Here is a 25,103-nt window from a genome sequence, read left to right on the forward strand (position 1 = left end):
AAAAACGCCCCGACAAAATGCCGGGGCGTTTTCATTCAAGCCTGAGACTTAGCGCGGGAACGCTGGCGGATTCACATCAGCCATGTCTTCCATCACACGAACTACCTGGCAGCTGTAGCCGAACTCGTTGTCGTACCAGACGTACAGAACGACGCGGTTGTCCTGCACGATGGTCGCTTCAGCGTCGACCACACCGGCGTGACGCGAGCCGACGAAGTCGGTCGACACCACTTCCTGCGAATTGACGAAGTCGATCTGCTTGTGCAGCTCGGAGTGCAGCGCCATGTAGCGCAGGTACTCGTTCATCTCTTCGCGGGTGGCGGCTTTCTCAAGGTTGAGGTTGAGAATGGCCATCGACACGTTTGGCGTCGGAACACGAATCGCGTTACCGGTCAGCTTGCCGGCCAGCTCAGGCAGCGCCTTGGCAGCAGCGGTAGCGGCGCCGGTCTCGGTGATCACCATGTTCAGCGCGGCGCTGCGGCCACGGCGATCGCCCTTGTGGAAGTTGTCGATCAGGTTCTGGTCGTTGGTGTACGAATGAACGGTTTCGACGTGACCGTTGATGATGCCGAACTTGTCGTTGACCGCTTTGAGCACCGGCACGATGGCGTTGGTGGTGCAGGAAGCAGCCGAGACGATCTTGTCGTCAGCGGTGATTTCACCGTGGTTGATGCCGTGAACGATGTTCTTCAGCTTGCCCTTGCCAGGCGCGGTCAGAACAACGCGATCGATACCCGGGCACTGCAAGTGCTGGCCCAGGCCATCGGCGTCACGCCATACACCAGTGTTGTCCACCAGCAGCGCGTCTTTGATGCCGTACTGGGTGTAATCCACCTCGGTCGGGTTCTTCGCGTAGATCACCTGGATCAGGTTACCGTTGGCGGTGATGGTGTTGTTTTCTTCGTCGATGGTAATGGTGCCGTTGAACGAACCGTGTACCGAATCGCGACGCAGCAGGCTGGCGCGTTTGGTCAGGTCGTTTTCGGCGCCTTTGCGCACGACGATGGCGCGCAGACGCAGGCCGTCGCCACCACCGGTTTTCTCGATCAGGATGCGCGCCAGCAGACGGCCGATACGACCGAAGCCGTAAAGAACAACGTCGGTACCTTTGCGGGCCGAGGCGTTCTGCTGGCCAACCACGTCAGCCATCTCTTCACGCACGAACTGCTCGGCGCTGCGACCGTTGCCTTCGTTACGGAATTTGAACGCCAGCTTGCCCAGATCCACCGACGCCGCGCCGAGCTTGAGCTCGCTCATGGCCTTGAGCAGTGGGAATGTTTCGTGGACGGAGAGTTCGCTGTCGTCGGAAGAACGGTGGCGAGCAAAGCGGTGAGCTTTGAGAATCGCGATGACAGACTGGTTGATCAGGCTGCGGCCATAGATCGAGCTAACCACGTTGTTATTGCGGTAGAGCTGACCGATAAGCGGAATCATCGCTTCTGCGAGTGCTTCACGGTCGATCCATTCACCAAGACACTGGTCGGGCTTCTGAGTCACGGTAACCTTCCACATGTAGGGGCAGAAAAAAGGGGCTACATTATGCCGCCGACAAGCCCTTTCAGCAATGCGCGCTTGTCGCGCAATCGGTAACAAATTCCCGTTCAAAAAATTTACGCCCTTCTCCAGCCCAATAAAACCGGGGCTTTCAGCGCAGTCAATTTTTCGACGACTGTTAGACGATGTCTGTAACCCTCCGTAACACCACCCGGTTTCGGAACTACATAACCATGAAAAAAGTGCTCGTTTTTATGGTTACCACTACATTTCGTCCAAACCGTGAAGATAGACGCAGTCTGCAACTGACAGGCGGCACCGGAGGCCGCTACAATTACCGACTTTGTCGCAACGCCTGGAGCTCAACCTTCCGTGCCTGTTCTGCGTCTACCGCTACTCCCTGCCGAAGCAGGTAAACAGCACTGGGGCAATCTGCCCGGTGCCGCCCTCAGCCTGGCGATTGCCGAGGCTGCCAGCGCTGCCAAGCGCTTTACCCTGCTGCTGACCGCCGACAGCCAAAGCGCCGAACGGCTGGAACAGGAGCTGAGTTTCTTCGCCCCGGATTTGCCCGTACTGCATTTCCCCGACTGGGAAACCCTGCCCTACGACCTGTTCTCGCCGCACCAGGACATCATCTCCCAGCGCATCGCCAGCCTGTATCGCCTGCCGGAACTGGCCCACGGCGTGCTGGTGGTTCCGATCACCACCGCCTTGCATCGCTTGGCGCCGACCGAGTTCCTGCTCGGCAGCAGCCTGGTGCTGGATATCGGCCAGAAGCTCGACGTCGAACAGATGCGCGCGCGGCTCGAAGCCAGCGGCTATCGCTATGTCGACACGGTGTACGAGCACGGCGAGTTCACCGTACGCGGCGCGCTGATCGACCTGTTCCCGATGGGCAGCAAACTGCCGTATCGCATCGACCTGTTCGACGACGAAATCGAAACCCTGCGCACCTTCGATCCGGAAACCCAGCGTTCAATCGACAAGGTCGAGTCGGTCAAGCTGCTGCCGGCCCGCGAATTCCCGTTGCAGAAAGACGCAGTCACCCGCTTCAAGGCGCGCTTTCGCGAGCGCTTCGACGTCGACTTCCGCCGCTGCCCGATCTTTCAGGACCTGAGCAGCGGTATCACCCCGGCCGGTATCGAGTACTACCTGCCGCTGTTCTTCGACGAAACTTCGACGCTGTTCGATTACCTGCCTCAGGACACACAAGTGTTCTCGCTGCCGGGCATCGAGCAGGCGGCGGAAAACTTCTGGAACGACGTGCGCAATCGTTACGAAGAACGCCGCGTCGATCCATCGCGTCCTTTATTGCCACCGGCCGAATTGTTCCTGCCGGTGGAAGACTGCTTTGCGCGCCTGAAGAACTGGCCACGGGTCGTTGCCAGTCAACAGGACGTTGAAAGCGGCGTCGGCCGTGAACGCTTCCCGGCACATGCGCTGCCGGATCTGGCCATCGAGGCCAAGGCCACGCAACCGCTGGCGGCGCTGGCCGGGTTCCTCGAAGAATTCCCCGGGCGCGTGCTGTTCACCGCTGAATCGGCGGGTCGTCGCGAAGTCCTGCTGGAACTGCTGGAACGTCTGAAGCTGCGGCCGAAAACCGTCGACAGCTGGCCGGACTTCGTCGCCAGCAAGGATCGTCTGGCGATCACCATCGCCCCGCTCGACGAGGGTCTGCTGCTCGACGACCCGGCGCTGGCGCTGGTGGCGGAAAGTCCGCTGTTCGGCCAACGGGTCATGCAACGTCGTCGCCGCGAGAAGCGCAGCGACGTCAGCAACGATGCGGTGATCAAGAACCTCACCGAACTGCGTGAAGGCGCGCCGGTGGTGCATATCGATCACGGCGTCGGCCGCTACCTGGGCCTGACGATCCTGGAAATCGACAATCAGGCCGCCGAATTCCTCACCCTCGAATACGCCGAGAACGCCAAGCTCTACGTACCGGTGGCCAACCTGCACCTGATCGCGCGCTATACCGGCAGCGACGATTCGCTCGCGCCGCTGCACCGCCTCGGCTCGGAAACCTGGCAGAAAGCCAAGCGCAAGGCCGCCGAGCAGGTGCGTGACGTCGCCGCCGAATTGCTCGACATTTACGCCCGTCGCGCCGCCCGTGAAGGTTACGCCTTCGCCGACCCGAAGGCCGACTACGCCACCTTCAGCGCCGGTTTCCCGTTCGAGGAAACACCCGATCAGCAAGCCACCATCGAGGCGGTACGCGAAGACATGCTCGCGCCGAAACCGATGGATCGCCTGGTCTGCGGCGACGTTGGCTTCGGCAAGACCGAAGTGGCCATGCGCGCCGCGTTCATTGCCGTGCACGGCGGTCGTCAGGTGGCGATTCTGGTGCCGACCACCCTGCTCGCCCAGCAGCACTACAACAGCTTCCGCGACCGCTTCGCCGACTGGCCGGTGACCGTGGAAGTGATGAGTCGCTTCAAATCGGCCAAGGAAGTCAACGCGGCGATCGCCGATCTGGCGGAAGGCAAGATCGACATCGTCATCGGCACGCACAAGCTGCTGTCCGATGATGTGAAGATCAAAAACCTCGGGCTGGTGATCATCGACGAAGAACACCGTTTTGGCGTACGCCAGAAAGAACAGCTCAAGGCCCTGCGCAGCGAGGTCGATATCCTGACCCTGACCGCGACGCCGATTCCGCGGACGCTGAACATGGCGGTGTCGGGCATGCGCGATCTGTCGATCATCGCCACGCCGCCAGCGCGGCGCCTGTCGGTGCGCACTTTTGTCATGGAGCAGAACAAGAGCACGGTCAAAGAGGCCCTGCTGCGTGAACTGCTGCGTGGCGGTCAGGTTTACTACCTGCACAACGATGTGAAGACCATCGAGAAGTGCGCCGCCGACCTCGCCGAACTGGTGCCGGAAGCGCGCATCGGTATCGGCCACGGGCAGATGCGCGAACGTGAACTCGAACAGGTGATGAGCGACTTCTACCACAAGCGCTTCAACGTGCTGATCGCCTCGACCATCATCGAGACCGGCATCGACGTGCCAAGCGCCAACACCATCATCATCGAGCGCGCTGACAAGTTCGGTCTGGCCCAGCTGCACCAGTTGCGTGGTCGTGTCGGCCGCAGTCACCACCAGGCTTACGCCTACCTGCTGACACCGCCGCGCCAGCAAATCACTTCGGACGCGGAAAAACGTCTGGAAGCGATCGCCAATACCCAGGACCTCGGCGCCGGTTTCGTGCTGGCCACCAACGATCTGGAAATCCGTGGCGCAGGCGAACTGCTCGGCGACGGTCAGAGCGGGCAGATTCAGGCCGTTGGTTTCACCCTGTACATGGAAATGCTCGAGCGCGCGGTGAAGTCGATCCGCAAGGGCGAGCAGCCGAACCTCGATCAACCGCTGGGTGGCGGCCCGGAAGTCAATCTGCGGGTGCCGGCGCTGATTCCGGAAGATTATCTGCCGGATGTGCATGCGCGGCTGATTCTGTATAAACGCATCGCCTCGGCCACCGACGAGGAAGGCCTCAAGGACCTGCAGGTGGAGATGATCGACCGCTTTGGCCTGTTGCCGGAACCGACCAAGAACCTGGTGCGGATCACCGCGTTGAAATTGCAGGCGGAAAAGCTCGGCATCAAGAAAGTCGACGGCGGGCCGCAAGGCGGACGCATCGAGTTCGAAGCGCAGACGCCGGTTGACCCGATGACCCTGATCAAGCTGATCCAGACGCAGCCCAAGCGCTACAAGTTCGAAGGCGCGACGATGTTTAAATTCCAGGTGCCGATGGAGCGCCCGGAAGAACGTTTCAATACTGTCGAGGCGCTGTTTGAGCGTCTCATCCCGAAATCCGCTTGAAGGACGCCCGATGCGCCTGTTCCGCTCTCTGACTCTGTTGCTTGCACTTGCAGCACCGACGGCGTTTGCCGATGACACGTATCAGGTCGAAATGATCCTGGTGCGCCAGAATGCCGTCCCGGCCATCGTCAGCCGCGCCGCCCCGGAAGACTGGGCCGCAGGCGCCCAGCGTCTGGGCAGCGACAGCCAGCGCACCCCAGCGCTGAATGATGTAGTGAACAAACTCACCGCCAGCGGCGAGTACACCGTGTTGATGCACAAAGCCTGGCAGCAGAACCTCGGCGAAGCGCCGGCGAAAGTCGCAGTGAGCGAAGGTCAGGAACAGTTCGGCCAGTTCCCCATCGAGGGCACGCTGGAAATGAAACTCGGCCGCTTCACCGACGTGACCGCCGATTTCTGGGTCAATCAGATCGACGCCAATGGCCTGGTCACCGCCAGTGAGCGTCTGCGTCAGGACAGCCACACCAAGAACGGCCAGCTCAATTACCTCGACAACGGCCACCTGGCCCTGCTGATCAAGATCACTTCCCTGACCGCGCCAGCGCCTCGCGAAGCGCCTGAAGTCGTGCCGGACTGATCGACGTCCTTATGCCGCCGCCCCTGAGCAAACCGCTGGCCCCGTCGTGGGTCAGCCGATTCAAAGAACAGAGTCTGGAGCGCGGCCGCCGCTACGCTTTGGAGAATCGAGTGCGCATCGCCCAGGTCGGCGATGCGACCATCACCGCCAGTTGCGAAGGTTCTGGCGGTAGCGTTTACCGACAAACCATCCATCTGCGCGAGTCAGCCAAAGCCACCCTGCTGCTGGTCGATGCCACCTGCACCTGCCCGGTGCGCAGCAACTGCAAACACTGCGCGGCGGTGCTGCTGAAAATCCAGGAAACCCTCGACTACCCCGCCGCCGCGAAAGATGCGGAGCTGCTGGAGAAGCTCCAGGCCGTGCTGGAAAACCGCAGCCCTAAAGCGCCACCGCAAGTGCTGGTGGACAATGTGCAACCGGTGCCGCGCCTGTGGCTCGCGAGCGTCGAATTCAGCGCCTTCGAGCCGCGCAACGGCAAGATGCAGCGCTACATTCAGCACCGCGCGGCGCTGTCGTTCAGCTATCTGGACGAATACGTCAGCGGGCAAAAACACAGCGATATCCTGATCCGTCAGGAAGCCCAGACCCTGCGGATAAAACGTCACCCGGACGTCGAACAGTCCTACCGCGAACAGTTACGCATCCTCGGTTTCCGCATCGCCACCCGGCAAAGCAAAGCCCTGCCGGAGAGCGCCGGCGAACTCTACGAGATGGTCAATGACAGCGCTTGGCTGACTTTCACCCTGAATGACTTGCCGAAATTGCGCAGCCAGGGCTGGGAGTTGCAGATCGATGAGGAATTCGGTTTCGACCTGACCGCCGTCGACGACTGGTACGCCACCGTCGAACAGGCGCCGGAGCGCGACTGGTTCGATCTGGAACTGGGTATCATCGTCAACGGCGAGCGCCTGAGCCTGCTGCCGATTCTGCTGAATCTGATGCGCTCGCACACCGAGATCCTCAACCCGGAACGCCTCGCCCGCCGTCGCGATGACGAGCTGATTCTGGTCAACATTCCGCAACGCACCAGCGAGCATGGGCCGTTGCAAGTGGCGCTGCCGCTCGGTCGCTTGAAGCCGGTATTGATGACGCTGGGCGAGTTCTATTTGCAGGAGCCGGGCGAAACAACGCTGCGCCTGAGCAAGGCTGACGCCACCCGGCTCAATTCGCTGGAAGGCCTGCCGCTGTTGTGGGAAGGCGGCGAGCAGATGCGCACCTTCGCCCAGCGCCTGCGCGACATCCGCGATTTCACTGCCGAAGCGCCGCAAGGTCTGAATGCAACGCTGCGCCCGTATCAGCTCGAAGGTTTGAGCTGGATGCAATCGCTGCGACAACTCGAAGTCGGCGGCATTCTCGCGGACGACATGGGCCTGGGCAAAACCCTACAGACCCTGGCGCATATTCTCAGCGAGAAGAACGCCGGACGCCTCGATCGTCCGTGCATGGTGGTGATGCCGACCAGCCTGATTCCGAACTGGCTCGACGAGGCGGCGCACTTCACCCCGCAGCTGAAAGTCCTCGCGCTGTACGGCGCCACGCGCAAAAAGCACTTCGACAATCTGGCCGACTTCGACCTGATCCTCACCACTTACGCCCTGTTGCCCAAGGACCTTGAGCGCTTGGCCAAACAGCCGCTGCACGTTCTGGTGCTGGACGAAGCGCAATACATCAAGAACCCCAACAGCAAAGCCGCCCAGGCCGCCCGCGAGCTGAATGCACGCCAGCGCCTGTGCCTCAGCGGCACGCCGCTGGAAAACCACTTGGGCGAGCTGTGGTCGCTGTTCCATTTCCTGCTGCCGGGCTGGCTCGGCGACGTGAAAAGCTTCAATGCCGATTACCGTGTGCCGATCGAAAAGCGCGGCAGTGAAGTCAGACTGCAACACCTCAACGGTCGGATAAAACCGTTTCTGCTGCGCCGCACCAAAGAGCAGGTCGCAACCGAGCTGCCGCCGAAAACCGAAATCATCCATTGGGTCGAACTCAACGAAGCGCAGCGCGATGTGTACGAGACCATGCGCCTGGCGATGGACAAGAAAGTCCGTGACGAAATCACCCGCAAAGGCGTGGCGCGCAGCCAGATCATCATCCTCGAAGCACTGCTCAAGCTGCGTCAGGTCTGCTGCGACCTGCGCCTGGTCAACGACGCCACCCTGCCCCCGCGCGGCAGCACCTCGGGCAAGCTCGACAGTCTGATGGAAATGCTGGAGGAGTTATTCGAGGAAGGCCGGCGGATTCTGCTGTTCTCGCAATTCACTTCGATGCTGTCATTGATCGAAGAGGAGTTGAAAAAACGCAAGATCGCTTACGCCCTCCTCACTGGCCAGACCCGTGACCGGCGCACACCGGTGAAGGAATTCCAGAGCGGCACGCGGCAGATCTTCCTGATCAGCCTGAAGGCCGGTGGTGTCGGTTTGAACCTCACCGAAGCCGATACGGTGATTCACTACGACCCGTGGTGGAACCCGGCAACCGAGAATCAGGCGACTGACCGCGCGTATCGAATCGGCCAGGAAAAACCGGTGTTCGTCTACAAGATGATTGCCCGGGGCACGGTGGAAGAGAAAATTCAGCACCTGCAGAAGGAAAAGTCTGACCTTGCAGCGGGCGTGCTCGATGGGCGCAAGGCCGGGGACTGGAAATTGCAGAGCGATGATATTGAAGCGCTGTTTGCGCCGTTGCCGGACAAGATCGACAAGCGCTGAAATCGGCGTTGCTGGTTAGATAGCTATCGCTGGCAAGCCAGCTCCCACAGGGTTATGAGCTGTACCGAAGATTGTGATTCAACTCGATATCTGTGGGAGCTGGCTTGCCAGCGATGGGGTCATCCAATATTGCGCAATCACTCAGGGCTCAACCCTTGGAAACCGGCAACGGCGCAAACAACGCCTCGATATCACTCTGTTCCAGTTTGAATCCGCCCGTCGTGCCACCCTCAAGCACCGCCCCGGCCAGCGCCGCTTTCTCCTGCTGCAACGCCTGGATCTTCTCTTCGACGGTGCCTTTGGCAATCAACTTGTAGACGAACACCGGATTGTTCTGCCCGATGCGATACGCCCGATCAGTCGCCTGATTCTCCACCGCCGGGTTCCACCAAGGATCGAAGTGAATCACCGTGTCTGCCGCCGTCAGGTTCAGACCAGTGCCCCCGGCCTTGAGGCTGATCAGGAACAACGGCACCTTGCCGCCCTGGAAATCCCTCACCGGCGTGCGCCGATCGGTGGTGTCGCCGGTCAGCAACGAGTAGGCAAGCCCGCGTTGCTGCAACTCCTGCTCGATCAGCGCCAGCATCGAGGTGAACTGCGAGAACAGCAGAATGCGCCGACCTTCGCCGAGCAATTCTTCGAGCATCTCCATCAGGCTGATCAGCTTGCCGCTGCCCGAGCGCAACGCCTTTGCCGTGAGCGGCATATTGACCAGGCGCAGATCGCAGCAGACCTGACGCAGCTTGAGCAGCGCATCGAGGATGATGATCTGACTGCGCGCCACGCCGCTGCGGGCGATTTCGTCGCGGACCTTTTTGTCCATCGCCACGCGCACCGTCTCATAGACGTCGCGCTGACCATCACTGAGTTCGACCCAGTGGATGATCTCGGTTTTCGGCGGCAACTCGGTGGCGACCTGATCCTTCTTGCGCCGCAGCAAAAACGGCTTGATGCGCGCGGTCAGGTGCTGCATGCGCTGCACATTGCCGTGCTTCTCGATCGGCGTGCGGTAATCGCGGTTGAAGGATTTGCTGTCGCCGAGCCAGCCGGGCATGAGGAAATGGAACTGCGACCACAGCTCACCGAGGTGGTTTTCCAGCGGCGTACCGCTCAAACACAAGCGCTGACGGGCCTGTAAGTCACGGGCGGCCTGGGCGGCTTTGCTCAGCGGGTTCTTGATGTTCTGCGCTTCGTCGAGAATCAGCACGCTCCACGGCTGCGGCTGCAAGATCTCCAGATCCCTGGGCAGCAATGCGTAAGTGGTTAGCACCAAGTCGTATTCGGCGAGATTGGCAAAGTCCTTCTGCCGCCCGGTCCCGTGCAGCGCCAGGACTTTCAACTGCGGCGTGAAGCGCTCGGCTTCGTCGAGCCAGTTGGGAATCAGGCTGGTGGGCATCACCGCCAGTGCCGGACAGTCCAGGCGCCCGGCGTGTTTCTCCGTGAGCAGATGCGCCAGGGTCTGCAAGGTTTTGCCCAGGCCCATGTCATCGCCCAGAATGCCGCCGACTTCCAGCTCGCGCAGGGTCTGCATCCAGTTCAAGCCTTCGAGCTGATACGGGCGCAGTTGCGCGTTGAGGCCGGCAGGCGCAGCAACCTGGGCGTGACTGGAATTCTGCAGACGCTTAGCAAAAGTGCGCAGGCGTTCGCCGCCCTGCCAGTCCAGCGGTACGCCATCGAGCATACTCAGGCGTGCGGCGTCTGGAGCGGTCAAGCGCAGCGCATCGCCCTGGTGTCCGCCCAGATACAGCTCGCCCAGCGTCGCCATCAACGGTTTGACCCGACTCAGCGGCAACGCGACCTTGGCGCCGGCCGGGTCGCCAAAACCGCTGGGCTTGAGCTCGATCAGGAGTTTTTCATCATCGTTGCGCTGCGCCAGATTGACCGGGTCGAGCAAGCGCGGCTGGGTCCGCAACAGGTGCAGAAGGATCGGCAGCAAGCTGTAGCGCTCGCCGTTGACGACGATACCCAACTGCAGATCAAACCACTGATGCGTGGCCTCTTCTTCGACCTCGGCGTACCACTGTTCAACCGGTTGTACATCGAAATGGAAACCGGGACTGATCTCGATTTTCCAATCTGCGGCGCGCAGTGTGGCCAGCCCTTCGTGCATGAACCCGAGCCAGGCGGAATCATCCGGCAAGGTAAACATCTCGCCGGGACGATCCATTGCACTCTTGCGCGTGGCTTTCTTGAAGCCATGTTTTTGCAGGTTCTGGCGCAGCTTCTTTTCCAGCGCCGGTTGACGCTGAATACGCTGGGTTTCGCTGCCATTGAGGATCATCACTTCCGGGTTGCGATCCACCGCCGGATGACCGTTGTAGGTAAACAGCAGAGCGGCGCGGTGCTCCAGCACATATTCCCAGCGCGAGCGTTCCCGGCCGCTGACCAGGGTCAGTTGCGGCTGCGGCAGCACGTCATCGATGATCCGTTCGGTGAGTTTGTGCGGTGGCGCAATTTGGGTCGCCGCGCTCATGCGATGGCTGAACTGCATGGCCTGACGCGCCGGAACGTCTGGCGCCAGGGTCAAATGGCAGGCGAGTTTTTCTTCCAGCTCAGTGAACAGCGGGCCAACCTGGCGCTGCTCGCGATCAAGGTAATAAAGCGGCTCCAGCGCCAGCACGGTTTCCTGCGCGGCTTCGGCACTGCTCCATTGCGCGCGGAATCCGCCATCGGCCTGCTCAGCCCAAGAGAACTGACCGACGCGTTTCGCACCCGGTGTCAGCGCTCGCAGGTCTTCGAAGTCGAGGAACAGCCGCGAGGTACGCAGGAGCATTTCCAGCAGTTCGGCGCCACTGCTGCCTTCCAGCGGATAGCCGCTGTAATAGGCGTGATGGGAATGCATGGCGACCAACAGCCGGGCGATGCGCAGATCCAGCTCGGACAGGTAGCCCGGCTGGCGCATGAGCATTTCCGCGAGCGAGTACATCGGTTTGACCTCGCGTAACTCGCCGCTCTTGAGCTGATAGACCTTGAAAATATCAAGCAGCCACTTGCCGTTCGCAGACGTCGATTTGAGCTTGTAAAACAGACGCGTGCCTGCGGTTTGCGCACTTTCGTCAGCAGGCTTGGCCGGCACGGGAATTGTCGAAAGCCAATGCTCGAGCGCTCGCCCCAACGGGATCTGTGCATCATTGTCAGACGCATCCTCACCCGTGCCCAGCAGGTGATAGATCACTGCCGCGCTGTGCTTGCAGTCCAGTGCAACCGGACAGCTGCACAGGCATCGCAAGCTAACCGATCCCAACCGATCTTCTGACAGGTAAATGGTTTGCTCATACGCCTGAAGTTGCGATCCGACGCAGAACGCCTCAATCTTCCTGTCATCGATTTCGAGGATCTCGACCCGGTCATCGGCGGCATAAGCGCGGGCCTTGGCCAACGCCTTGCTACTGAATGCGTGGGTCCATGTCAGCCCTTTAAGCCGCTCGATGAAAATGCTCATGGACAGTCCTTAGCTGGCCAGCACTCGCGCCAACGTTGATTTCACCTTGCCCATGCCATCGTGCAGGGCCTGTTCGATTTCGGCCATGGTGATCACTTCGGTGGTCTTGCCGGCTGCAGGATTCACCACCAGCGCCAGACAGGCGTAATCCAGATCCAGCTCACGGGCCAGCGCGGCTTCCGGCATGCCGGTCATGCCGACGATGTCGCAGCCGTCACGCTCCAGTCGCACGATCTCGGCGACCGTTTCCAGACGCGGACCCTGGGTGCAGGCATACACGCCTTGATCGCTGTATTCGCAGCCTTCGGCGGCGACCGCGGCAATCAGTTGCTGACGCAACGGCTCGCTGTAGGGAAAGCTGAAATCGATGTGGGTGACGTGCTCCAGATCATCGGCGAAATAGGTGTGCTCGCGCCCACTGGTGTAGTCGACGATCTGGTGCGGCACGCAGAAATGCCCGGTGCCCATGGCCGGATGGATACCGCCCACCGCGTTAACGGCGATGATCGCTTCGGCACCGGCCTGCTTCAACGCCCACAGGTTGGCGCGGTAGTTGACCTTGTGCGGCGGGAAACGATGCGGGTGACCGTGACGGGCGAGGAACAGCACTTCCTTGCCGGCGTATTCACCAATCTGCACCTCGGCTGAAGGCGCGCCGTACGGGGTGTCGACTGCCAGCGACTGGCGAATGCTCAGGCCTTCGAGCTGAGTCAGGCCAGTGCCACCGATGATTGCGTAAACGGTCATAACGAAAAAATCCTTAATCGATCAGTTGAGCGTCTTTGAGCGCGCCGAGGGCGGTGAGCCAACGCGGGTCCTGACGATAATCGGTGCTGGCGAAGGCCTGCCCGCGCATCTTCGCGATGCGCGTGGAAGGCTTGACCTTCATACGCTGGGCAGCACTCAACGCCAGCTCGGCTGCCGCGCGGTCGTTGCACACCAGACCCATGTCGCAACCGGCACTCAGCGCGGCTTCGATGCGGCTGGCAGCGTCGCCGACCACGTGAGCGCCGGCCATCGACAGATCATCGCTGAAGATCACGCCATCGAACTGCAACTCGCCGCGCAGGATGTCCTGCAGCCAGCGTCGGGAGAAACCGGCCGGCTGCGAGTCGACTTGCGGATAGATGACGTGGGCCGGCATGACGGCGGCCAGCTGCTTGCTCAAACGGGCGAAGGGCACCAGATCATTGGCGCGGATTTCGTCGAGACTGCGCTCGTCGTTCGGAATCGCCACATGGGAGTCGGCTTCGGCCCAGCCGTGTCCCGGGAAATGTTTGCCGGTGGCGGCCATGCCGGCGCTGTTCATGCCGCGAATGAATGCACCGGCGAGCAAGGCTGCGCGCTCGGGATCGCCTTCGAAGGAACGGGTGCCCACCACGGCGCTGCGCTGATAGTCCAGATCCAGCACCGGGGCGAAACTCAGATCGAGCCCGACCGCCAACACTTCGGTGGCCATGATCCAGCCGCATTGCTCGGCGAGATACTCTGCATTCGGGTTATCGGCGATGGCGCGCATCGCTGGCAGACGGACGAAACCCTGACGCAAGCGCTGCACACGCCCGCCCTCTTGATCCACCGCCAGCAGCAGATCCGGACGAATCGCGCGGATCGCGGCGCTCAGTTCGCGCACCTGGCGTGGATGCTCGATATTGCGGACGAAAATGATCAGGCCGCCCACTTCGGGCTGACGCAACAATTGGCGATCTTCGGCCGTCAGCCAGGTACCGGCGACGTCCACCATCAACGAGCCTTGCAGGCCAGCAGTCATAGAGATTCCTTGAAAACGAAAAACCCGATCTGCTTGCATTCGCTACCGTGGGCAATGCCCGGACGGTCAGCAGAATTCATGCAGATCGGGTTCAGTACGAGAGTCGGCATGGCCGGCTAGCTTAGCGGATACCAGCTGCCGCGCCCACCCGTGCGCGGTCAAACCTTGGCGGCGACCGGCATGGATTTGCTGCGCGGACGCAATTGCGCGCTGGCCATGGCTGTATCGGTGACGCCGGTTTCGGCGCGCATGCCGGCAGCGAGGAACGGCACCATCAGGCGCATCACTTGTTCGATAGAGGTATTGACGCCGAAATCGGTCTCGGCGATCGCGCGCAAGGCCTTGATCCCGGACATGCTGAACGCTGCGGCGCCGAGCATGAAGTGCACGCGCCAGAACAGCTCGATCGGCGGAATGCGTGGCGCCGCTTCATTGACCAGCAGCATGTAGCGGCGGAACACCTTGCCGTACATGTCTTCCAGATAACGCCGCAAGTGGCCCTGGCTCTGGCTGAACGCGAGGCCGAGCAAACGCATGAAGATCGACAGATCGTTACCGCTGCGAGGCTGCACGACGAGCGCTTGCTCGACGAGGATTTCCAGCAGCTCTTCGAGGGTCGGCTTGTTCTCAGGCTTGGCCTGACGGCGCTCCAGCTCTTTATCGAGGCTGACGCAGAACGGACCGAGGAAGCGCGAGAACACAGCTTGAATCAGCGCCTTTTTCGAGCCGAAGTGATAATTCACCGCAGCCAGATTGACGCCAGCCTTGCTGGTGATCAAACGCAATGAGGTTTCAGCGAATCCTTTCTCCGCGAACAACTGCTCGGCAGCATCAAGAATGCGTTCAACGGTTTCCGACTGGGCCATGGCTACTCCGCCTGACAAACACTTGTTTGAAACATACGTTTCAGCCTAAGCCTTGTCAAGCCTGCCGGTTCGTTTTGGGAATGGTCGGTCAGCTATTTAACCACACAAGGCGCCAGCATTAATAAGCGCCCTTCGCGACCGCTCGGCGGGCGGCAAAAAAACGCCCATTGCCAAGACTGCTTCACTGTATATAATCCCAGTCACTGTATAAAAAGACAGAGCGATCAATATGCTAAAGCTGACGCCACGCCAAGCCGAGATTCTGGCCTTCATCAAACGTTGCCTCGAAGACAACGGCTATCCGCCCACCCGTGCGGAAATCGCTCAGGAATTGGGTTTCAAATCGCCAAATGCGGCGGAAGAACATCTCAAGGCCCTGGCCCGCAAGGGCGCGATCGAGATGACCCCGGGCGCTTCCCGCGGCATTCGTATTCCCGGCTTCGAAGCCAAGGCCGACGACTCCACCCTGCCGATCATTGGCCGAGTGGCTGCCGGCGCGCCGATCCTCGCCCAGCAGCACATCGAAGAATCCTGCAACATCAACCCGACCTTCTTCCATCCTCGCGCCGACTACCTGTTGCGTGTGCACGGCATGAGCATGAAGGATATCGGCATCTTCGACGGCGACCTGCTGGCAGTGCATACCACCCGCGAAGCGCGTAACGGCCAGGTTGTGGTTGCGCGTATCGGCGACGAAGTGACGGTCAAACGCTTCAAGCGTGAAGGCAGCAAAGTCTGGCTGATTGCCGAGAACCCCGAGTTTGCCCCTATCGAAGTCGACCTGAAAGATCAGGAACTGGTGATCGAAGGCTTGAGTGTCGGCGTCATTCGCCGCTAAAGGAGGCTCCATGCAGTTCCCACACACACCTCAGCAAACACAACTGCCTTTATTTGAAGCGTTTCTGGCGCAACCGATTGCGCCGATCCTCAAAGACGTGGTCGAGCGTGACTGGAATGCCAAACCTGACGCCTTCAGTGAGCTATCACTGCGTGGTGCGGCCGGGAACTGCCTGAACCTGCTAGCGCCGATCCTCCGTGAATTGAGCGAGGATCAGGATGCGCGCTGGCTGACGCTGATCGCCCCACCCGCCAGCCTGACGCAAACCTGGCTGCGCGATGCCGGCCTGAACCGCGAACGCATCCTGCTGCTGCAACCGCGTGGCACGCAGAGTGCTCAGCAACTGGCGTGCGAAGCGTTGCGACTGGGTCGCAGCCACACCGTGGTGACCTGGCTAAACCCGTTGAATGCCAATTCACGGCAACAACTGATCAGCGCCGCGCGCACGGGCGAAGCTCAGAGCCTGAACATTCGTTTGGGTTGATTGTTGAGTAATGCGCGCTGTGTGAAGCGCAGGGCTTCTCCAAGGACAGAGAAGCCGATCTGAAGCGCAAGCGACCGAGAAAAGGCCAAAGCGTGGATCAATGAAGAACCCGCGGCCCTTCTTCCTTATCAAACTCGCCTTCAACCATACGACCTGCCATCTGCACGCCGACGCTCAACATCGCTTTGGCAATTTCAACGTGCTGGCCTTGCAGGAACGCCTTGGCATCCTCGGAGAAATCCAGCGTCACCAGAGAACCTTCGTCCTCGGCCCTGCGCAGTTCGATTCGGCCGTCTGGTAACTCGACAATTTCTAGAAAGGACGTTGGCATATAAGTCTGTTCTCCACGAAAGGCAGCGATTATATAGACATCATTCGAGCTTCGCTCGGGATCTTGACCAGCAGCATGTTTCAGATTGCCACTGCGCCAAATCCAATCAGCACTCATTCAAACCTTCACGGAAACGCAGGGCCAGACCTTTAAGGTTCTGCCGCCAGCTCTCCAGCTCGTCTCGACTGAGCTCTTCCGGCGCCTCTTCTTCATCAAGATTAATCGCTTGGATCAGCGGCTGCGTCACGTCGCCTTTCGGCTTGCGTGGCGCCCTCGGTGGCTGAAACAGTGCTGCGTGCGCCGCCAGCAGTTTCGCCAGCCAGGTTTCCGGATTACCGGCCAGCTCGACCATTTCGGCCAACTCCGGAATGGCGATCGACTCCAGCACTTCGCGCTTCAACAACTCCTCTGCCCTCGGCGAATTGGCCTGCGGCAGACGATAAAAGCCGGCGATCTCATGACACAAGCCCAGCAGTGCGCCGTAGAGGTGGAACAACGCCGACTCACGCCCGGCCTGGATCAGCGCCAGAGAATTCATCGCCCGCCCTTCTTCAGCACGAGCCAGAGCTTCGAGTGACAGGCCGGCGAAATAGATCTTCTGGTTGGTGCGGGTATAGAGTTCGTGGGCCATGACGGCAGCCTCCACAACGAAATAATTGCTTCACACAGGCCCGGCAGTGTCATGGATCAGCCGATGCCAGCGCAAGCAAAAAACAAAAAGGCCGCATGAAAACCCGAAGGGTTCATGCGGCCTTTTTGCTGTTCAGACTAGCGCTTACTCAGCCTTGGCCTTTGCGCTGCGCTTGTCTTCAACAGTCCACTTGCCACCGTCGTAATACGCTTTCCAGCCTGTCGGCTTGCCGTCGACTTCGGTCTGTACGTATTGCTCCTTGGTCTTGCGGCTGTAGCGGATGACCGCTGGCAGACCGTCAGGATCCTTTTGCGGAGCCTCGCACAGGAAGTGGTACTTCGGATCGATCTCGTCCTTGTGCGGCAGAATCTCGATCACCAGCGGAGCGCGAGTCTCGCGGTTTTTCGGGAACTGACTGGCGGCCAGGAACAGACCGGACGCACCATCGCGCAGGATGTAGGTGTCGTTGACCTTTTCGCATTTCAGCTCAGGCATCTTCACCGGATCCATCTTCGGCGGCGCCGCGTCACCGCTCTTCAGCAACTTGCGGGTGTTCTTGCACTCAGGGTTGGTGCAACCGAAGAACTTGCCGAAACGGCCGGTCTTGAGCTGCATTTCGCTGCCGCACTTGTCGCATTCCAGGCTCGGACCTTCATAGCCCTTGATGCGATAGCTGCCTTCTTCAATTTCGTAACCGGCGCAATCCGGGTTGTTGCCGCAGATATGCAACTTGCGCTTCTCGTCTAGCAGGTAGGCGTCCATCGCCGTGCTGCAGATCGGGCAGCGATGCTTGCCACGCAGTACCAGCGATTCCGATTCGCCCTCGTCGTCCGCTGCGATTTCATCGCCCGGCACCAGGTTGACGGTGGCCTTGCAGCGCTCTTTCGGCGGCAGGCTGTAGCCCGAACAGCCGAGGAACACGCCAGTCGATGCGGTACGAATCTGCATCGGACGACCGCAAGTGGTGCACGGAATGTCAGTCATGACCGGCTGGTTGGCGCGCATGCCGCTGTCCGGGTTTTCCGCTACTTCGAGTTTCTTCTTGAAGTCGCCATAGAACTCGTCCAGCACGTTTTTCCAGTCGCGCTCGCCCTGCGCCACGTCATCGAGGTTCTCTTCCATGCCGGCGGTGAAGCCGTAGTCCATGAGATTGGAGAAGCTCTCGGACAGACGTTCGGTGACGATGTCACCCATCTTTTCCGAGTAGAAACGACGGTTGTGCAGGGTCACATAACCGCGATCCTGAATGGTCGAAATGATCGCAGCGTAAGTCGAAGGACGACCGATGCCGCGTTTTTCCATCTCCTTGACCAGACTGGCTTCGGAATAACGCGCCGGTGGCTTGGTGAAATGCTGCGACGGGTCAAGCTTGATCAGCTTCATCACATCGCCCTGGGCCATGTCCGGCAGCACGTCATCATCGCCAGGCTTGGCAATTTGCGGCATCACCCGGGTGTAACCGTCGAACTTGAGGATACGGCCCTTGGCACGCAGCTCGAAGTCGCCAGCGCCGACGCTGACGGTGGTCGACAGGTACTGCGCCGGCAGCATCTGGCAGGCTAGGAACTGGCGCCAGATCAGCTCATACAGACGCTCGGCATCGCGCTCCATACCCGCCAGCTTGCTCGGCGTGGTATTGGCGTCGGACGGACGAATCGCTTCGTGAGCCTCTTGCGCGCCTTCCTTGCTGCTGTAAACGTTCGGCGTTTCCGGCAGGTATTTCTTGCCGAATTCGTCCTCAATGTATGTGCGCGCCATCGCCACGGCGTCGGCCGAGAGATTGGTCGAGTCGGTACGCATGTAAGTGATGTAGCCAGCTTCGTACAGACGCTGGGCCATCATCATGGTTTTCTTCACGCCGAAACCGAGGCGGTTGCTCGCAGCCTGCTGCAAGGTCGACGTGATGAACGGCGCCGACGGCTTGCTGCTGGTCGGTTTGTCTTCGCGCTTGACGATGTTGTAGCTGGAAGACTTGAGCTTCTCCAGCGCAGCCATGGCCTGGGCTTCATTCAGCGGCTTGAAGGCTTCGCCTTTTTCGCGAGCCACTTCGAAACGCACGGTCGAGCCTTTGGTGGTGCCGAGATCAGCGTGCACTTCCCAGTATTCTTCGGGATTGAACGCACGGATTTCACGCTCACGCTCGACTACCAGCTTCACCGCAACCGATTGCACGCGACCGGCGGACAGACCACGGGCGATCTTGGCCCACAGCAGCGGCGAGACCATGTAGCCGACGACGCGGTCGAGGAAGCGACGCGCCTGCTGGGCGTTGACACGATCAATGTCCAGCTCGCCCGGCTCGGAGAAGGCTTCCTGGATCGCCTTCTTGGTGATTTCGTTGAACACCACGCGCTTGTAACGGCTGTCGTCACCACCGATGGCTTCGCGCAGGTGCCAGGCAATGGCTTCCCCCTCGCGATCCAAGTCGGTTGCGAGATAGATGGTGTCAGCATCCTTGGCGAGCCGGCGCAGCTCTTCGATGACCTTTTCTTTGCCCGGGAGGATCTCGTACTGGGCTTTCCAGCCGTGTTCGGGATCGACGCCCATGCGCGAGACCAGCTGCTTGCGCGCTTTCTCTTTCGGCGAGAGCACCGGACCTTCGCCCGCAGCAGCCTTGCCGCGCTTGGCGGCTGGCTCTTTGCTGGCGCTAGCCGAACCGCTGGTGGGCAGGTCTCGGATATGGCCGATACTCGACTTCACCACGTATTGGTTACCCAGATACTTGTTGATGGTCTTGGCCTTAGCCGGGGATTCCACAATGACCAGCGATTTGCCCATGGATCAGAAAATTCCTGAATTCTAGAAGTGAAAGGCGGTTGGCGCCTGACGCGGCACCGCTATATATAGTTGATACAAGGTGAGGTCAAGCGCAGGGTTGTTTGCGCAGTCGCCTCATGCCTTGTCAAAAAGGCTCGGTTCGGCTTGCACCAAAGCAAAGCGCGGCACCTGCTCGCCGTCAACCTCGACCGACTCGACGAACATGCTCAGCGGGCGCACCCAAAAGCCGTAATCGCCATACAGGGCTTGGTAAAAGACCACTTCTTCTTCGGTTTCCGAATGGCGCGCAACACTGAATACACGGTATTGCGGACCTTTGTAATGCTGGTAGAGCCCAGGTTGTATCGGCATGCTTCGGCCCTCACTGAAATCTTTTCGAAAATAAATAAAAAACCCAAAAACAAAAACCGGGGCACTGGGCCCCGGCTTCCATCGACGAGACGCTTAAACGCGTTCGAAGACGGTGGAGATGCCTTGGCCGAGACCAATGCACATAGTGGCCACCCCGAAGGTGCCGCTATTCTGCTTCATCACGTTCAACAGGGTGCCGGAAATACGTGCACCGGAGCAACCGAACGGGTGACCCAGGGCGATCGCGCCGCCGTGCAGGTTAACCTTCTCGTTCATCTTGTCGAGCACTTTCAGATCTTTCAGCACTGGCAGAGCCTGTGCAGCGAAAGCTTCGTTGAGCTCGAAGAAGTCGATATCGTTGATGCCAAGGCCCGCACGCTTCAGGGCTTTTTGTGTTGCCGGCACTGGACCATAGCCCATGATCGCCGGGTCCACACCCGCCACTGCCATCGAACGGATAACCGCCATCGGCTGGATACCCAGGTCCTGGGCACGCTGCGCCGACATCACGATCATGCACGAAGCACCATCGGTGATCTGCGACGAAGTACCGGCAGTCACGGTGCCGCCTTTCGGATTGAAGGCCGGCTTGAGTGCCGCCAGACTTTCCAGGGTGGTTTCCGGACGAATGGTTTCGTCGTAGTCGTACAGTTTCAGGAAACCGTTCTCGTCGTAACCCTGCATCGGGATGATTTCGTCCTTGAACTTGCCTTCCACGGTTGCCTTGTGGGCCAACTGGTGGGAACGCACGCCAAAGGCATCCTGCTGCTCACGGGTGATGCCGTGCATCTTGCCGAGCATTTCAGCGGTCAGGCCCATCATGCCCGAGGCTTTCGCCGCGTACAGCGACATGTGCGGGTTCGGATCGACACCGTGCATCATGCTCACGTGGCCCATGTGCTCGACGCCGCCGACCACGAACACGTCACCGTTGCCGGTCATGATCGCTTGCGCAGCAGTGTGCAGCGCGCTCATCGACGAACCGCACAGACGGCTGACGGTCTGGCCGGCCGAAGTGTGCGGAATCTGGGTCATCAGCGACGCCATGCGCGCGATGTTCCAGCCCTGCTCCAGGGTCTGGTTGACGCAGCCCCAGATCACGTCCTCGACTTCCGCCGGGTCGACCTTGGTGTTGCGTTCCAGCAGTTTGCTGATCAGGTGCGCCGACATGTCTTCAGCGCGGGTGTTGCGGTGCATGCCGCCCTTGGAGCGGCCCATCGGAGTACGACCGAAGTCGACAATCACGACGTCTCTAGGATTCAAGCTCATAAGTTCACTCTCACTCTAGTTGGGGGCGCTTAACCGAAGAAGCTCTGGCCGTTCTTGGCCATTTCGCGCAGCTTCGCGGTCGGGTGGTACAGCGCGCCCAAATCAGCGTACTGGTCAGCCAGGGCAACGAACTCGGCAACACCGATCGAATCGATGTAGCGCAGCGCACCGCCACGGAATGGAGGGAAACCGATACCGTAGACCAGACCCATGTCGGCTTCGGCGGCGGTTTCAACGATGCCGTCTTCCAGGCAGCGCACGGTTTCCAGGCACAGCGGGATCATCATCCAGTTGATGATGTCTTCGTCAGTGACTTCGCGCTGCTCGTAAACGATCGGCTTGAGCACTTCGAGTACCGACGGATCGGCGACTTTCTTCTGCTTGCCTTTCTTGTCGGCCTCGTAGGCGTAGAAGCCCTTGCCGTTCTTCTGGCCCAGGCGTTTGGCTTCGTACAGCACGTCGATGGCCGAACGACGGTCATCCTTCATGCGATCCGGGAAACCTTCAGCCATGACGTCGCGACCGTGGTGACCGGTGTCGATGCCGACCACGTCCATCAGGTAAGCCGGGCCCATTGGCCAGCCGAATTTTTCCATCACTTTGTCGATGCGAACGAAGTCGACACCGGCGCTGACCAGCTTGGCGAAACCGCCGAAGTACGGGAACAGCACGCGGTTGACCAAAAAGCCCGGGCAGTCATTGACGACGATCGGGTTCTTGCCCATTTTCTTCGCGTAGGCAACGGTAGTGGCGATCGCCAGTTCACTGGACTTCTCGCCACGGATCACTTCCACCAGCGGCATCATGTGCACCGGGTTGAAGAAGTGCATGCCGACGAAGTTTTCCGGACGCTTGAGGGCCTTGGCCAGCAGGCTGATGGAAATGGTCGAGGTGTTGGACGCGAGGATGGTGTCCTCTTTGACCTTGTCTTCGACTTCAGCCAGTACCGCTTGCTTGACCTTCGGGTTTTCGACCACAGCTTCGACGACCAGATCGACGTGACCGAAGTCGCCGTAGGACAGGGTCGGACGAATGCCGTTAAGCACTTCAGCCATCTTCGCAGCGGTCATGCGACCCTTGTCAACGCGGCCGACCAGCAGCTTGGCGGCTTCGGCCAGACCCTGCTCGATACCGTGCTCGTTGATGTCCTTCATCAGAATCGGCGTGCCTTTGGAGGCCGACTGATAAGCGATACCGCCACCCATGATGCCGGCGCCGAGTACGGCAGCCTGCTTCACGTCTTTGGCGATTTCGTCGTAGGCCTTGGCCTTTTTCTTCAGCTCCTGATCGTTCAGGAACAGGCCGATCAGGCTCTGTGCGGCAGAGGTCTTGGCCAGTTTGACGAAGCCTGCAGCTTCCACTTCCAGCGCTTTGTCGCGACCGAAGTTCGCGGCTTTCTGGATGGTCTTGATCGCTTCAACCGGCGCCGGGTAGTTCGGGCCGGCCTGGCCAGCCACGAAACCTTTGGCGGTTTCGAAAGCCATCATTTGCTCAATGGCGTTCAACTTGAGTTTTTCAAGTTTCGGCTGACGCTTGGCCTTGTAATCGAACTCGCCGGAGATGGCGCGCTTGATCAGCTCAAGGGCAGCTTCCTGCAATTTTTCAGGGGCGACTACGGCGTCGACGGCGCTGACTTTCAGCGCGTCTTCAGGGCGGTTTTCCTTGCCGGCGGCAATCCACTCGATGGCGTTGTCGACACCGATCAGGCGTGGCAGGCGTACGGTACCGCCGAAGCCCGGGTAGATGCCCAGTTTCACTTCCGGCAGACCAATCTTGGCCTTGGTGGACATGACGCGATAGTCAGCCGCCAGGCACATTTCCAGACCGCCACCGAGGGCGATGCCGTTGATGGCCGCGACGGTAGGCACGTTGAGGTCTTCGAAATCGCTGAAGATCTTGTTGGCTTCGAGATTGCCTGCAACCAGCTCGGCATCCGGCAGCTTGAAGTTGTCGACAAATTCGGTGATGTCGGCGCCGACGATGAACACGTCCTTGCCGCTGCTGACGATCACGCCCTTGATCGAAGCATCTGCCTTGATGGTGTCTACGGCCTGACGCAGTTCGTTCAGGGTTAGACGGTTGAACTTGTTGACGGACTCACCCTTGAGGTCGAATTTCAATTCGACGATGCCACTTTCAAGAGCTTTAACCGTGATGGCTTTACCTTCGTAAATCATCAACTGATCTCCACGATATGGAAGCTGAACAGTACACGTCGGACGCAGGCATATGGCTCAGAAGGACGCTTTGTTCGTCGATGCTGACACCTGTCCGCCTGGCACACCCGCCAACGCGATAGTCGGGATTCTGTAGGAGCAGTCTGTAAGACAAACGCTCAATTCATACGCCCGTTTGATTCGGGTACGTCACCTTCACGGAATTTCAGACAATTGTCAATCGCCCTAAATTCGGGCTGAAATGCGACTTTGCGGTCATTTCTGCACCATGATGAGCAGCAACACCCGCCCCGATGTTCAGCCATTCATAGAATCAATAGTTAGAAAAGTCGCCCTAATTTCCGCCGAGCCCTGTTCAGAAGGCTACGCTGGGCGGACTGCGAGGAAATTTGCCGAGGCGATCAAAGCGCCTGCCGCAAAAAAAGTTACCGGCCTGCCTGGCCAATCCGCCCGACGAATCATGTCGGGCTTTTTATTGCGCGTCTGCCGGACGTTTCACACCGTTGCAGTGAGAAAAGTCCGCGCATCACGCCAGTGCTTTCAGGGTCGCGTCGATATCCTGCAGAACCGTCGCCTCGCCCTTCTCGCCCCAGTACAAGGCGATCATCTGCTTGTCCGCTTCGATCTTGAAAACATTGCCCGGCAATTTTTCGAAATAATCGAGCAGGATCCGGTCATCGCAGACTTCTTGCCATTGATTGACCCACACGCCCGGGGTTTTCTGCCAATAGGTCCAGCACGCCGGTTGACTGCCACGCCGGGGTCGGTGGTACTGGGCGCAGGGATTCGGCGGCTCCGGCAGCAGCCAGTGCGGCCACTCCTGCGGCGCCAGCTGCATGGCCAGGCCGATGCGTCGCGCCTCCATGCGCAGGGCCATGCGCCCGCTCTGCGTTCGCGATGGGCGCAACCATGCCAGCGGACTTAAAACTACCAGCAGGATTGACACCACCAGCCAGACCGTCATATCTGTACTCCCGATTTTTGATGAGCCCATTGTGTCACTTGCGAACCAATGCGCTTGAAACCAGCCATACTTACCAATATCGAACCCTCAGGAGGAGCACCTCATGCCCTACCACCACATACTGGTCGCCGTAGATTTGACCGAAGAGTGCGACCCTGTGATCCACCGCGCCCGCGAGCTGTCGGTGAGCAACGCTGCCAAGTTGTCGCTGGTGCATATCGTTGAACCGATGGCCATGGCCTTCGGTGGCGACGTGCCAATGGACCTGTCACAACTGCAACAACAGCAGTTCGATCAGGCCAAGGAGCGTCTTGAAAAACTCAAATCGAAATACCCCGAGCTCGAAGGCGCCAATTGCCATCTGACCTACGGCCAGCCACGCCAGGAAATCCATCATTTCGCCAAGGAACAAGCGTGCGATCTGATCGTGGTCGGAAGCCATGGCCGTCATGGCTTGGCACTGCTGCTCGGCTCGACCGCGAATGACGTGCTGCACGGTGCGCCATGCGATGTGCTGGCGGTACACCTGGTCAAACGCTGATCTGTCTTGCTCTTTGTGGGAGCGAGCCTGCTCGCGAATACGTCGGCACATTCAATATGAGTGCC

The 25,103-nt window shown here is 59.8% G+C and carries 18 protein-coding genes; 6 read left to right on the top strand and 12 right to left on the bottom strand.

The window, feature by feature from the left end:
* Positions 1–48: 48 nt before the first annotated feature.
* Positions 49–1,512, bottom strand: coding sequence for a glyceraldehyde-3-phosphate dehydrogenase (locus AB4N85_RS12845; RefSeq protein ID WP_236169416.1), 1,464 nt, complete (start codon positions 1,510–1,512; stop codon positions 49–51).
* A 354-nt stretch (positions 1,513–1,866) separates the two neighbouring features.
* Here AB4N85_RS12845 and mfd point away from each other — a divergent pair, with 354 nt between their 5' ends.
* From mfd to AB4N85_RS12860, 3 genes are read left to right on the top strand one after another with little or no spacing between them, the layout of a single operon-like run.
* A complete protein-coding gene (gene mfd / locus AB4N85_RS12850; RefSeq protein ID WP_460068267.1) occupies positions 1,867–5,316 on the top strand; it encodes a transcription-repair coupling factor in 3,450 nt (1,149 codons plus the stop codon).
* Positions 5,317–5,326: 10 nt separating this feature from the next.
* Entirely contained in the window at positions 5,327–5,893 is a 567-nt protein-coding gene (locus tag AB4N85_RS12855) for a CsiV family protein (RefSeq protein ID WP_041477336.1), read from the top strand.
* Between the two features lie 11 nt (positions 5,894–5,904).
* Entirely contained in the window at positions 5,905–8,595 is a 2,691-nt protein-coding gene (locus AB4N85_RS12860) for a DEAD/DEAH box helicase (RefSeq protein WP_252868010.1), read from the top strand.
* 148 nt (positions 8,596–8,743) lie between these two features.
* Here AB4N85_RS12860 and AB4N85_RS12865 read toward each other — a convergent pair whose 3' ends face one another.
* From AB4N85_RS12865 to AB4N85_RS12880, 4 genes are all read right to left on the bottom strand, one after another.
* A complete protein-coding gene (locus AB4N85_RS12865; protein WP_460068269.1) occupies positions 8,744–12,037 on the bottom strand; it encodes a DEAD/DEAH box helicase in 3,294 nt (1,097 codons plus the stop codon).
* A gap of 9 nt (positions 12,038–12,046) precedes the next feature.
* Positions 12,047–12,784, bottom strand: coding sequence for an S-methyl-5'-thioinosine phosphorylase (locus tag AB4N85_RS12870; protein WP_016775487.1), 738 nt, complete (start codon positions 12,782–12,784; stop codon positions 12,047–12,049).
* Positions 12,785–12,797: 13 nt separating this feature from the next.
* A complete protein-coding gene (gene nagZ, locus AB4N85_RS12875; RefSeq protein ID WP_252868011.1) occupies positions 12,798–13,808 on the bottom strand; it encodes a beta-N-acetylhexosaminidase in 1,011 nt (336 codons plus the stop codon).
* Between the two features lie 158 nt (positions 13,809–13,966).
* Complete coding sequence (locus tag AB4N85_RS12880) at positions 13,967–14,674, bottom strand: TetR/AcrR family transcriptional regulator (protein ID WP_016775489.1); 708 nt, start codon at positions 14,672–14,674, stop codon at positions 13,967–13,969.
* Between the two features lie 229 nt (positions 14,675–14,903).
* Between AB4N85_RS12880 and lexA the strand changes: the two genes are divergently transcribed.
* Together lexA and sulA are read left to right on the top strand one after the other, a co-directional pair.
* Positions 14,904–15,512 (top strand): transcriptional repressor LexA, encoded by a 609-nt coding sequence (gene lexA / locus AB4N85_RS12885; RefSeq protein ID WP_016775490.1) that lies wholly within the window; start codon positions 14,904–14,906, stop codon positions 15,510–15,512.
* 10 nt (positions 15,513–15,522) lie between these two features.
* Entirely contained in the window at positions 15,523–15,996 is a 474-nt protein-coding gene (sulA, locus tag AB4N85_RS12890; RefSeq protein ID WP_041477346.1) for an SOS-induced cell division inhibitor SulA, read from the top strand.
* Between the two features lie 97 nt (positions 15,997–16,093).
* Here sulA and AB4N85_RS12895 read toward each other — a convergent pair whose 3' ends face one another.
* The 7 genes from AB4N85_RS12895 to AB4N85_RS12925 all read right to left on the bottom strand — a co-directional run bounded on the left by AB4N85_RS12895 (position 16,094) and on the right by AB4N85_RS12925 (position 24,497).
* Positions 16,094–16,327 carry a hypothetical protein gene (locus AB4N85_RS12895; RefSeq protein ID WP_003226592.1) on the bottom strand — a complete coding sequence of 78 codons (234 nt, stop codon included), beginning with the start codon at positions 16,325–16,327 and terminating at the stop codon, positions 16,094–16,096.
* A 106-nt stretch (positions 16,328–16,433) separates the two neighbouring features.
* Positions 16,434–16,958, bottom strand: coding sequence for a DUF6586 family protein (locus AB4N85_RS12900; protein ID WP_041477347.1), 525 nt, complete (start codon positions 16,956–16,958; stop codon positions 16,434–16,436).
* Between the two features lie 144 nt (positions 16,959–17,102).
* Complete coding sequence (topA, locus tag AB4N85_RS12905; protein ID WP_056791529.1) at positions 17,103–19,736, bottom strand: type I DNA topoisomerase; 2,634 nt, start codon at positions 19,734–19,736, stop codon at positions 17,103–17,105.
* A gap of 114 nt (positions 19,737–19,850) precedes the next feature.
* Positions 19,851–20,087, bottom strand: a complete 237-nt coding sequence (locus tag AB4N85_RS12910; RefSeq protein ID WP_016775494.1) for a DUF1653 domain-containing protein — start codon at positions 20,085–20,087, stop codon at positions 19,851–19,853.
* Positions 20,088–20,180: 93 nt separating this feature from the next.
* Positions 20,181–21,356 carry an acetyl-CoA C-acyltransferase FadA gene (fadA, locus tag AB4N85_RS12915; protein ID WP_095182362.1) on the bottom strand — a complete coding sequence of 392 codons (1,176 nt, stop codon included), beginning with the start codon at positions 21,354–21,356 and terminating at the stop codon, positions 20,181–20,183.
* A 29-nt stretch (positions 21,357–21,385) separates the two neighbouring features.
* Positions 21,386–23,533, bottom strand: coding sequence for a fatty acid oxidation complex subunit alpha FadB (gene fadB, locus AB4N85_RS12920; RefSeq protein WP_024013640.1), 2,148 nt, complete (start codon positions 23,531–23,533; stop codon positions 21,386–21,388).
* 526 nt (positions 23,534–24,059) lie between these two features.
* Entirely contained in the window at positions 24,060–24,497 is a 438-nt protein-coding gene (locus AB4N85_RS12925; protein ID WP_041477352.1) for a hypothetical protein, read from the bottom strand.
* 103 nt (positions 24,498–24,600) lie between these two features.
* On the opposite strand from AB4N85_RS12925, the gene AB4N85_RS12930 reads away from it, so the two are divergent.
* Positions 24,601–25,038: a universal stress protein gene (locus AB4N85_RS12930; protein WP_016775498.1), complete on the top strand. Its 438-nt coding sequence runs from the start codon at positions 24,601–24,603 to the stop codon at positions 25,036–25,038.
* The last annotated feature ends 65 nt before the right edge of the window (positions 25,039–25,103 follow it).

The organism is Pseudomonas sp. H1_G08, assembly GCF_054681355.1.